The 9,877-nt window shown below is 62.1% G+C and carries 11 protein-coding genes and 1 pseudogene; 10 read left to right on the top strand and 2 right to left on the bottom strand.

The window, feature by feature from the left end; translation table 11 throughout:
* The 3 genes and pseudogenes from PARACOCCUSGL_RS0110720 to PARACOCCUSGL_RS0110710 form a co-directional block, all read left to right on the top strand.
* Positions 1–583, top strand: a pseudogene (locus tag PARACOCCUSGL_RS0110720) (ABC transporter ATP-binding protein); the annotation flags it as partial.
* Between the two features lie 181 nt (positions 584–764).
* The gene (locus PARACOCCUSGL_RS0110715; RefSeq protein ID WP_010396232.1) at positions 765–971 is read left to right on the top strand and encodes a cold-shock protein; all 207 of its coding nucleotides are present in this window, start codon (positions 765–767) and stop codon (positions 969–971) included.
* 54 nt (positions 972–1,025) lie between these two features.
* On the top strand, positions 1,026–1,253 hold the full coding sequence (locus tag PARACOCCUSGL_RS0110710) for a hypothetical protein (RefSeq protein WP_010396230.1): 228 nt from the start codon (positions 1,026–1,028) through the stop codon (positions 1,251–1,253).
* Positions 1,254–1,889: 636 nt separating this feature from the next.
* On the opposite strand, the gene groL is transcribed toward PARACOCCUSGL_RS0110710, so the two are convergent.
* Together groL and groES are read right to left on the bottom strand one after the other, a co-directional pair.
* On the bottom strand, positions 1,890–3,527 hold the full coding sequence (gene groL, locus PARACOCCUSGL_RS0110700; protein WP_010396224.1) for a chaperonin GroEL: 1,638 nt from the start codon (positions 3,525–3,527) through the stop codon (positions 1,890–1,892).
* Between the two features lie 38 nt (positions 3,528–3,565).
* On the bottom strand, positions 3,566–3,853 hold the full coding sequence (groES, locus tag PARACOCCUSGL_RS0110695) for a co-chaperone GroES (protein WP_010396222.1): 288 nt from the start codon (positions 3,851–3,853) through the stop codon (positions 3,566–3,568).
* Positions 3,854–4,050: 197 nt separating this feature from the next.
* Between groES and PARACOCCUSGL_RS0110690 the strand changes: the two genes are divergently transcribed.
* From PARACOCCUSGL_RS0110690 to PARACOCCUSGL_RS0110660, 7 genes are all read left to right on the top strand, one after another.
* Positions 4,051–5,385, top strand: a complete 1,335-nt coding sequence (locus tag PARACOCCUSGL_RS0110690; RefSeq protein ID WP_010396219.1) for a glycosyltransferase family 4 protein — start codon at positions 4,051–4,053, stop codon at positions 5,383–5,385.
* A gap of 27 nt (positions 5,386–5,412) precedes the next feature.
* On the top strand, positions 5,413–6,456 hold the full coding sequence (locus tag PARACOCCUSGL_RS0110685) for a TraB/GumN family protein (protein WP_010396217.1): 1,044 nt from the start codon (positions 5,413–5,415) through the stop codon (positions 6,454–6,456).
* On the top strand, positions 6,446–6,781 hold the full coding sequence (locus tag PARACOCCUSGL_RS0110680) for a DUF4440 domain-containing protein (protein WP_010396215.1): 336 nt from the start codon (positions 6,446–6,448) through the stop codon (positions 6,779–6,781). The genes PARACOCCUSGL_RS0110685 and PARACOCCUSGL_RS0110680 overlap by 11 nt, the downstream gene beginning before the upstream one ends.
* Positions 6,781–7,422: a DUF1345 domain-containing protein gene (locus PARACOCCUSGL_RS0110675; RefSeq protein WP_010396214.1), complete on the top strand. Its 642-nt coding sequence runs from the start codon at positions 6,781–6,783 to the stop codon at positions 7,420–7,422. Before PARACOCCUSGL_RS0110680 ends, PARACOCCUSGL_RS0110675 begins: the two co-directional genes overlap by 1 nt.
* Positions 7,423–7,488: 66 nt before the next feature.
* A complete protein-coding gene (locus tag PARACOCCUSGL_RS0110670; RefSeq protein WP_010396210.1) occupies positions 7,489–8,409 on the top strand; it encodes a manganese-dependent inorganic pyrophosphatase in 921 nt (306 codons plus the stop codon).
* Positions 8,410–8,427: 18 nt separating this feature from the next.
* Positions 8,428–9,297: a TIGR01459 family HAD-type hydrolase gene (locus PARACOCCUSGL_RS0110665; protein ID WP_010396209.1), complete on the top strand. Its 870-nt coding sequence runs from the start codon at positions 8,428–8,430 to the stop codon at positions 9,295–9,297.
* A 104-nt stretch (positions 9,298–9,401) separates the two neighbouring features.
* Positions 9,402–9,845: a MaoC family dehydratase gene (locus tag PARACOCCUSGL_RS0110660; protein WP_010396206.1), complete on the top strand. Its 444-nt coding sequence runs from the start codon at positions 9,402–9,404 to the stop codon at positions 9,843–9,845.
* Positions 9,846–9,877: the final 32 nt, after the last annotated feature.

Below are 9,877 nucleotides of genomic sequence, written 5' to 3'. Positions count from 1 at the left end.
GGGTGGGGAAAAGGCGCGGCTGCTGCTGGGGCGGGTCATGGCGCATCCTTCGAACCTGCTGGTTCTGGACGAACCGACGAACGACCTGGATGTCGAGACGCTGGACCTCTTGCAGGACCTGCTGGGCGAATATGACGGCACGGTTCTGCTTGTCAGCCACGACCGCGATTTTATCGACCGAGTTGCCACGACCACCGTGGCGATGGAGGGAGATGGCCGTGCGGTGATCTATCCCGGCGGCTGGTCGGACTATCGTGCGCAGCGTCCCGAAAGTGAGACGCCCACGCCCCAGCCCAGGAAAACCGCCCCGGCACCTGCAGCCGAAAAGCCCGCAACCAAACCCGCAGCGAAACGCTCGGGGCTGAGCTTTAGCGAAAAAAAGCGGCTAGAGGCCCTGCCAGCCATCATCGAACGGCTTGAGGCCGAGATCGGCAAGCTTGGCGAGTTCCTTGCCCAGCCCGATCTGTTCCAGACCGCGCCTGAGAAATTCGCCAAAGCAAGCGAAGGTCTGGCCGAGCGCCAACAGGCGCTGGCCAAGGCCGAAGAGGAGTGGCTGGCGCTCGCAGAACGCGATCAGGAATAGCCGCCCGGCCCGGAAAATAATGCATAGCCCCTTGCAACCTGCTGCAAGGGGGCCCATGTTAAAAGGGCTAGGTTATTTCTTCCGCATTCCTGTCTCCTTTCCGGCTTCAGACTGTGTTTCGATCTGACTGAGCCGGGTCGCCGCATGTCGCGGGCGACATTAATATTCAGGAGACATCACGATGGCCAATGGCACCGTGAAATGGTTCAACAGCACCAAAGGTTTCGGCTTTATCGCCCCGGCAGATGGCGGCAAGGACGTGTTCCTGCACATCTCGGCGCTCGAACGTGCAAACATCCATCACATCGATGATGGTCAGGCTGTGACCTTCGACATCGAAACCGGCCGCGATGGCCGTCAGTCGGCGCGCAACCTCGCGCTGGCCTGATCGTGGCCTATGGTCCGGCCCGTTTCGGGCCGGACCAATCATAAGGAGGCCCACATGTCAGGCAAGACCGACAGTAAAACCGACAGGTTGAATCGAATCTTTCGCGCTCCGGCACCTTTGACCGCGCTGGATCGTACCACCGCAGAAGCCAAGCTGATCATCGAAGAGCAGACCCAGCGTCGGCAGGAGTTGACCGCCACGCTACGAGCCGCCAGATTAGCCAAGGAAGCCGCTGAAGCCGCCAAAGGCACGCTGGCCTCCAAAGCCCGTAAAAAGAAATAGGCGCTTTGCGCCGATTTCAGAACCGGGTCGCAAGCACACATTTTGCCTAAGCTGGCACCCGTGTGCCCATGCAGTCGCTTTGCCATAATGCCCCGAAGTGTCGGGACAAAAGGGAAAGGACTGCCCGTCATTCAACAAAGAAAAGAGAAAAAGAATGGCCAAGACACAGAGCAGACGCGCGCCGCGCAGAAAGGTCGCGCAAAAACAACGAGACAGACGCCGTCTGGCAATCATGTTCGACAGCAAACAGGGGGTAATCCCGGTCATCGCCGCTGATGATGACGGTGAGGACAAAAGGTCCGCGCAGCTTTAAATCGCGCGTGCAGGGGGCAACCGCCCTTTCCGTTAAGCCGCAGCCGCCCTCCGACTGGGGGCGGCTTTTTGATGGGCAAAACAGCTGTGACGCCCATATCGGCAAAAGTCGTACTCACCAAGTGAACCGATCTTCCTAGCCGCAAACTATCAAATAAGGGCCGCGATCTGCGAGGGTTAATGCGACAGCAGAACAGGCGGGGCCGAAGCGACGAGCGAATGCCTCGCAGATCGCTGTGCTCGGATTGCTACCTCCAGTTCCAAATGAAACAGGCCGCCCCGGACGGAGCGGCCTTTTCCTTGCCGGATCGGCGAGGCGGGTGATTACATCATCCCGTCCATGCCGCCCATGCCGCCCATGGCCGGAGCCGCAGACTTCGGCTCGGGCTTCTCGGCAATCATCGCTTCGGTGGTGATCAGCAGACCAGCGACCGAGGCGGCGTCTTCCAGCGCGGTACGAACGACTTTCGCCGGGTCGATAACGCCGAACTTGAACATGTCGCCATATTCTTCGGTCTGAGCGTTAAAGCCAAAGCTCTTGTCGTTCGAGTCGCGCACTTTGCCGGCAACCACAGCACCGTCGACGCCAGCATTTTCGGCGATCTGGCGCAGCGGCGCTTCCAGGGCGCGGCGGATGATGGTGATACCGGCGTTCTGATCGGCGTTCGCACCGGTCAGACCCTCCAGCGACTTGGCACCCTGAACCAGAGCAACGCCGCCACCGACAACGATGCCTTCCTGAACCGCAGCGCGGGTCGCGTTCAGTGCGTCATCGACGCGGTCCTTACGCTCTTTGACCTCGACCTCGGTCAAGCCGCCGACTTTGATGACAGCAACGCCGCCGGCCAGTTTGGCCACGCGCTCTTGCAGTTTTTCGCGGTCGTAGTCCGAGGTGGTTTCTTCGATCTGCTGACGGATCTGGCTGACGCGGGCTTCGATCTCGCTCTTGTCACCAGCGCCATCAACGATGGTGGTGTTGTCTTTGTTGATCGAGATCTTTTTCGCACGGCCCAGCATGTCGATGGTGACATTCTCAAGCTTCATGCCCAGGTCTTCCGAGATCACCTGACCGCCGGTCAGGATCGCGATGTCCTGCAGCATGGCCTTGCGGCGATCACCAAAGCCCGGAGCCTTGACGGCAGCGATTTTCAGACCGCCGCGCAGCTTGTTGACGACCAGGGTGGCCAGAGCCTCGCCCTCGACGTCTTCGGCCACGATCAGCAGCGGCTTTTGGGTCTGGATGACCGATTCGAGCAGCGGGACCATCGGCTGCAGCGACGAGAGTTTTTTCTCGTGCAGCAGGATGTAGGCGTCTTCCAGCTCTGCAACCATCTTGTCGGCGTTGGTCACGAAATAGGGCGACAGGTAGCCGCGGTCGAACTGCATGCCTTCGACGACGTCAACCTCGGTTTCCATGCCTTTGTTTTCTTCGACGGTGATCACACCCTCGTTGCCAACGCGCTGCATGGCTTCGGCGATTTGCTGGCCGATGGTGGCTTCACCGTTGGCCGAGATGGTGCCGACCTGGGCGACTTCGGACGAATCGTTGACCGGACGGGCAGCGGCTTTGATGGATTCGACGACTTTGGCGGTGGCCAGATCAATACCGCGCTTCAGATCCATCGGGTTCATGCCGGCGGCAACCGCCTTCATGCCTTCACGGACGATGGCCTGGGCCAGAACGGTCGCGGTGGTGGTGCCGTCACCCGCTTCGTCATTGGTGCGCGAAGCGACTTCGCGGACCATTTGCGCGCCCATATTTTCGAACTTGTCAGCCAGTTCGATTTCCTTGGCGACCGAAACACCGTCCTTGGTGATGCGCGGGGCGCCGAAGGATTTGTCGATCACGACATTGCGGCCTTTGGGGCCCAGCGTCACCTTGACGGCATCGGCGAGGATGTTCACGCCTTTCAGCATGCGGTCGCGGGCGTCGGTGTTGAATTTGACTTCTTTCGCAGCCATTTGAGGTGCTCCTTGAATGGGTTAGCGTAAATGGACGATCAGCCGATGATGCCCAGGATGTCGCTTTCCTTCATGATCAGCAGCTCTTCGCCATCGATCGTAACTTCGGTGCCCGACCATTTGCCGAAGAGGACACGATCACCAGCCTTGACCGCAGGGGTGATCAGCTCGCCCGAATCTTTGCGCGCGCCCTCGCCAACGGCGATGACCTCACCTTCGGCCGGTTTCTCTTTTGCGCTGTCGGGGATGATCAGGCCGCCTTTGGTCTTTTCGTCTGACTGGACGCGACGGACCAGAACGCGGTCGTGCAGCGGTTTGAAAGCCATTGTAGAACACTCCGGTGTTTCAGGTTGCAGTGTTGCGGCTGTTGGCACTCGCTTATGGTGAGTGCCAATGCCGCCCATCTAGGCTGGCAATCCAGAGCTGTCAACGGTCTGCCATCGGAAAATTTTACTTGGAAATCCGCTTGACGGAGTTTCCGCCCCGTGGCTACGCCCAAGGAAAAGCAGTTCGGGCGGATAAGATGGTGGAACGGCGTCTCAAGGCCCTTGTCATCGCCGAAGCGGCCAACCCCGAATGGGTTTCGGTGCCGCTGGTCGGCTGGTCTTTGGCCAATGCGCTGCGCCGCGTCGCCGATGTCCATATCGTCACTCAGGTCCGCAACCGAGAGGCCATCCTGCGCGCCGGCCTGATCGAGGGGCGGGATTTTACCGCCATCGACAGCGAGAAACTGGCCGCGCCGATGTGGCGGCTGGCCGAACGGCTAAGCATGGGCAAGGGCGTCGGCTGGACGATAAAGACCGCCATCTCGACCCTTGGCTATGGCTATTTTGAACGGCTGGTCTGGCGCGCTTTTGGCCCACAGATCCGCGCCGGCGCATATGACATCGTGCACCGCGTGACGCCGCTGACGCCGACGGCAAACAGTCTGCTTGCCCCGCGTTGCCGTCAGGCTGGCGTGCCCTTTGTCCTTGGCCCGCTGAACGGCGGCGTGCCATGGCCCAAAGGTTTCGACAGCGAAAGACGACGCGAGAAAGAATGGCTCTCTTACGTTCGGGGTGCTTATCGGGCGTTGCCGGGCAGGGGGGCGATGCTGCGCGATGCCTCGGCGATCATCTGCGGCTCGCTTCACACCCGCAACGAGATTCCTGCACGCCATCACAGCAAAGCAGTCTGGCTGCCCGAAAACGCCATCGACCCGACGCGTTTCAGCCTGACTGCCCCGCAACCGGGTACCCTGCCGCTGCGGGGTTGCTTCATTGGCCGGCTCGTGCCCTACAAGGGCGCGGATATGGCGATCGAGGCAGCATTGCCTCTGCTGCGGGCCGGAAAGCTGGTGCTCGACATCGTTGGCGACGGGCCGCAGGCCGGTGCGCTGCGCGATCTTGTCGCGCGCGAAGGCGCAGGGCAGGCGGTCCGCTTTCACGGCTGGCTGGCGCATGAAGAGGTTCAGGGCGTCGCAGCCCGGGCGCAATTGCTGGTCTTTCCCTCAGTGCGCGAATTCGGGGGCGGCGTCGTCCTTGAGGCGATGGCGCTTGGCGTCGTTCCCGTGGTGGCCGATTACGCCGGGCCGGGTGAGCTTGTCGATGATGCGACCGGCTTGCGCATCCCCATGGGAAGCCGGGCCGAGCTGGTCGCAGAATTACGCCGGCAGTTGCAGGCCATTGCTGCTGATCCTTCGGTCCTGCCCGGCATGGCCGCAAGGGCGCAGGCACGGGTAATGCGCGACTTTACATGGGACGCCAAGGCCGCGCAGGTCGAACGGATCTGGCGCGCTGTTCTGGCCGGAACGCCGCTGCCACAGGAACTGCCACCGCCCGGCCGGACTGGCATCGCATCTGCACCCATGCCATGCTGATCCCCAGACGATACGGGAACCGAACGCATGCGCCTGAAGCCGACCTTGACCGCCCTTTTTGTCGCCGCAACACTGGCCCTGCCGGCAGCGGCACAGGAATGCGTCGGGCAAAACCTCTTTGACCAGTTGCCGCCCGAGCGGATGGCCGAGATGCAGGCGGCGGTCGAGGGGGTACCCTATGCGCATGGTCTGTTCTGGCGCGCGGAAAAAGGTGATCAGCGCATCACCCTGATCGGCACCTATCACTTTCCCGATCCGCGCCACGACCTGATCTTGCGGCACTTCACCCCCGAGATCGGGGCCGCAGCCAAACTGCTGGTCGAGGCCGGTCCCGAGGAAGAGGCCCTGCTGACCAAGGCCCTCTCGTCGGATGTGGCGCTGCTTGTCAACGCCGAAGGGCCGACCCTGCCCGAGCGGCTGAGCGAGGATGAGTGGCAGGCACTGTCCTCGGCGCTGGAAAAGCGGGGCGTACCGCCCGTCAACGCCAGCCGGATGCGGCCCTGGTATGTCGCGGTCATGCTTGGGGTGTCGCCCTGCATGCAACGGATGATGCAAGACGGCGACGGTCTGGACGGGCTGGACCGGCTGCTGATCCGAAAGGCCGAGGCGGCCGATGTCCCGGTGCAGGCGCTGGAACCCTGGAACGCCCTGTTCACCGTGTTCGAGGGCATGACCCCGCGCGAGGAAGAGGACATGATCCGCGCTGGTATGCCCGCCGCCGAACATGCCGACGACTATACCGTGACCATGACCGAGACCTATTTTGCAGAGAACGGCTGGCTGATTCTGGAGTTCTCGCGCTTTAACGCCTATTACAACTCGGGCCTGTCCCGGGCCGAGGTGGACGCCCAGACAGAGATGGCGCAGGACAGGATGTTGAACCAGCGCAACGCCCGCTGGATTGAACCGCTTGAAAAGGCCGCGGCGGCAGCCGCCGAACAGGGCAAGGGCGTCGTCGCCGGTTTCGGCGCCCTGCATCTGCCCGGCGAAAAGGGCGTGCTGCGCCTGCTGGAAAGCCGTGGCTGGAAAATCAGCCCGATCAGGGTGGAGGGGATTGGCGATGGCGGATGAGCTTTGGCGCGAAGAGCGCGAATTCTGGCTGGCGGGCGTGGCCGAGGCGGGGCGCAAGCTTGACACCTCTTGCCTGATGGCATTTCCCCGGACCGGCATCCTTGACCGCACGGCGGCGATTGCCGCGTTGCAGGCCGCGCCGCGCTGGCAGGAGATCACGATGACCGAACGGGCCAGTATCGAGACCGATGATGTCTGCGTGCTTGCCTATCACGCTACCGCCCGCCGCGCGGGGGCAGACACATATCGCGCCTTCTGCACCACCACCTGGATCCAGCGCGCTGGCGACTGGCGCATCCTGCAACACCAGCAAACGCCGGTGTGATGCTGCAGGACCTGCGCCGTCACCGGCGTTTTCTGTTCAGCTTTGCGCTGGGGCTGGCAGCAGGTCTGGGGTTGTACCAGTTACAGATCGTCGACCGGCTGCTGATCTTTTCGGTCCTGTTTTGCACGACTTATCTGGTGCTGACCGGGTTGCTGATGCGTGGCATCGACGCGCGGGCCATGCGCCATCAGGCCGATAGTGATGATGAAGGTATGGTGCTGATCGTTCCGCTGGCAATCGGGACAGTGGCGATCAGCCTGGTCGCGATCCTGATGACCATCCGTGCTCCCCACGCGGGGCTCGCACTGCGTCCGGCACTGGCGCTTGCCTCGGTTCCGCTGGGCTGGCTGATGGTCCATACGGTCATGGGCTTTCACTATGCCCGGCTTTGGTATGGGCGCGGCCCCCACGGGACCGAGGCGCGCGATCTTGGTTTTCCCGGCCTTGCGCCACAGGGCGACGCGGATATCTGGGACTTTCTTTATTACAGCTTTACCCTGGGGATGGCAGCGCAGACCGCGGATGTAACGGCGCTAAGCACCCGAATGCGACGGGTGACGCTGTTTCACTCGGTCTTTTCGTTCTTTTACAATACGGTGCTGCTGGCGCTGGCGGTCAATGCTGCGGTTGTGCCGGGTTGATAGACATTACCGGCCCGCGCCCCTATAACCCCGGCGAATTTTCCGCCCAATTTGCAGGGGACCCCCATGATCAAGGTTTTCGGCCACAAAGCTCCCGACACCGACTCGACCGGCTCGCCCATCATCTGGGCGTGGTATCTGAACGAAGTGCGCAAAACCCCGGCCAAGCCGGTGTTGCAGGGCGAGCCGAACACCGAGGCCGCCTGGATGCTGTCGAAATGGAATCTTGATAAGCCCGAGATCATCCCGGACGTCGCGGCTGGCGATCAATGCGTGATCGTGGACACCAACAACCCCGCCGAACTGCCCGATTCGCTGGCCGAGGCCGATGTGATCGAAATCATCGACCACCACCTGCTGGCCGGCGGCATCCGCACCCGCCTGCCGATCAATATCACCATCCGTCCGCTGGCCTGCACCGCGACTATCATGCATGACCTGATCGGCGACGAGGATCTGGCCCGTGCACCGCGTGCAATCAAAGGCGCGATGCTGACCTGCATCCTGTCGGACACGCTTGAATTCCGCAGCCCGACCACCACGCCGCACGACCGTTTTGTGGCCGAGAAACTGGCCAAGGACCTTGGTATCCCGATCCCCGAATATGCGGCCGAGATGTTTGCAGCCAAGTCGGATGTGTCGGCCTTTACCGACGAGGCGCTGCTGCGCATGGACAGCAAGGAATATGAACTGGGTGGCAGGCAGCTGCGCGTTTCGGTGCTGGAAACCACTGCGCCCCAGGTGCTGCTGGACCGCAAGGCCGCGCTGATGGCCGCCATGCCCAACGTTGCCGCCGCGGATGGTGCGGATGAGGTGCTGCTTTTCGTCGTCGATATCCTGAACGAAGAGGCGACGCTGCTGGTCCCGAACGATTTTGTCAGACGGGTCGCTGAAAAAAGCTTTGGCGCCACCGTGACCGGCGATACCGTCGTGCTGCCCGGCGTCATGTCGCGCAAAAAACAGATCATTCCGGCTCTGGCCGTCTGACCCCAAAAGGCCGTTTTCATGACCCAGATCATCCGCGCGCTCGACGAGATCGCACTGAATTACGATGTCCTGTTCTGCGATCTTTGGGGGTGCCTGCACAACGGCGTTGAGGCCTATCCGGCCGCCGTCGCCGCCTTGCAGGGCTTTCGCGCCAGGGGCGGGCGGGTGGTCCTGATGACCAATGCGCCGCGGCCGCGCAAATACGTGGCCGAGCAGCTGGACGGTATGGGCGTGCCCCGCGATGCATGGGACATGATCGTCACCTCGGGCGATGCGGCACAGGATGCGATGTTTGCCGGCGCTGTCGGCCGCCGCGTCTGGGCCATCTCTCAGCCCAAGGACGAGGGGTTTTTCACCGATATCCCCGAGGAATGGCGCGACGCCCCTCCGATCCAGAGGGTCGAGCTGGACAAGGCCGAAGGCATCGTCTGCTGCGGCCTTTTTGATGATCTGACTGAGGTACCTGACGATTATCGCGCCCGGCTGATGCTGGCGCGCGAACGCGGGCTCAAGCTGCTTTGCGCCAACCCTGATGTGGTGGTCGATCTGGGCGAAAAGCGGCTTTACTGCGCCGGTGCACTGGCCGAGCTTTACGAAGATCTGGGCGGCACCTCGCTGTATTTCGGCAAGCCGCATCCACCGATCTACGACCTTGCTCGGCGCAGGCTCGGACTGGACGACAGGGCCAGGATCCTTGTGATCGGGGACGGAATCGCGACCGATATCTCGGGCGCCGTGGGTGAGGGGCTGGATGCGCTGTTCGTGACCGGCGGCCTTGCTTTTGATCAGTTTGGCCCCGATGTCGAAAACCCCGAGCCTGCGCGGCTGCAGGAATGGCTGGCCCTGCGCGCGCAGGATCCGACCTATAGCATCGGCAGGCTGCGCTGAGCGGGTAATAATCGGTCCTCTTTTTGTGGTCGAGCGTTATTTTCTTGCGCGCCCGGTGCGTTGCTGCTATGCAGCATACAGCCACTCATCGGGAGCATTGAATGATGCTGGACAACCTTCCGCGCGGCACGATCGTCATCGAGGATCTTGAAGTCGGGATGATGCGCTACCTGCAGAAGGTAGTCACCGACGAGGATATCGAGATGTTCGCCCAGATCTCGACCGACCGAAATCCGGTGCATCTGGACGATTCCTATGCCCGGGACACGATCTTTCAGGGCCGCATCGCACACGGGATGCTGACTGCTGGCCTGATCTCGGCCGTGATTGGTGAGCAATTGCCCGGTCATGGCACGGTCTATCTGGGCCAGACGCTTAAGTTCATGGCGCCGGTCCGACCGGGTGATCTGGTCCGCGCCGAGGTGTCGGTTGAGGCAATCGATCACGCAAAGCGCCGCGTGACCCTTGCAACCCGCTGCCTTGTCGGTGATACGGTCGTCCTGAAAGGCGAGGCGGTCGTTCTGGCGCCAAGCCGCAAATTCGACTGAGACAGGGCCGGTCGCCGGCCCGGCGGGGGCCT

Origin of the sequence: Paracoccus sp. TRP (assembly GCF_000185925.1) — a bacterium.
GTDB classification, from domain to species: Bacteria; Pseudomonadota; Alphaproteobacteria; order Rhodobacterales; family Rhodobacteraceae; genus Paracoccus; species Paracoccus kondratievae.
This window is presented reverse-complemented; position numbering and strand designations above follow the sequence as displayed.

Coding starts and splice junctions, on each gene's coding strand:
- PARACOCCUSGL_RS0110715 (WP_010396232.1), top strand. CDS start 765: ATGGCCAATGGCACCGTGAAATGGTTCAACAGCACCAAAGGTTTCGGC.
- PARACOCCUSGL_RS0110710 (WP_010396230.1), top strand. CDS start 1,026: ATGTCAGGCAAGACCGACAGTAAAACCGACAGGTTGAATCGAATCTTT.
- groL (WP_010396224.1), bottom strand. CDS start 3,527: ATGGCTGCGAAAGAAGTCAAATTCAACACCGACGCCCGCGACCGCATG.
- groES (WP_010396222.1), bottom strand. CDS start 3,853: ATGGCTTTCAAACCGCTGCACGACCGCGTTCTGGTCCGTCGCGTCCAG.
- PARACOCCUSGL_RS0110690 (WP_010396219.1), top strand. CDS start 4,051: ATGGTGGAACGGCGTCTCAAGGCCCTTGTCATCGCCGAAGCGGCCAAC.
- PARACOCCUSGL_RS0110685 (WP_010396217.1), top strand. CDS start 5,413: ATGCGCCTGAAGCCGACCTTGACCGCCCTTTTTGTCGCCGCAACACTG.
- PARACOCCUSGL_RS0110680 (WP_010396215.1), top strand. CDS start 6,446: ATGGCGGATGAGCTTTGGCGCGAAGAGCGCGAATTCTGGCTGGCGGGC.
- PARACOCCUSGL_RS0110675 (WP_010396214.1), top strand. CDS start 6,781: ATGCTGCAGGACCTGCGCCGTCACCGGCGTTTTCTGTTCAGCTTTGCG.
- PARACOCCUSGL_RS0110670 (WP_010396210.1), top strand. CDS start 7,489: ATGATCAAGGTTTTCGGCCACAAAGCTCCCGACACCGACTCGACCGGC.
- PARACOCCUSGL_RS0110665 (WP_010396209.1), top strand. CDS start 8,428: ATGACCCAGATCATCCGCGCGCTCGACGAGATCGCACTGAATTACGAT.
- PARACOCCUSGL_RS0110660 (WP_010396206.1), top strand. CDS start 9,402: ATGCTGGACAACCTTCCGCGCGGCACGATCGTCATCGAGGATCTTGAA.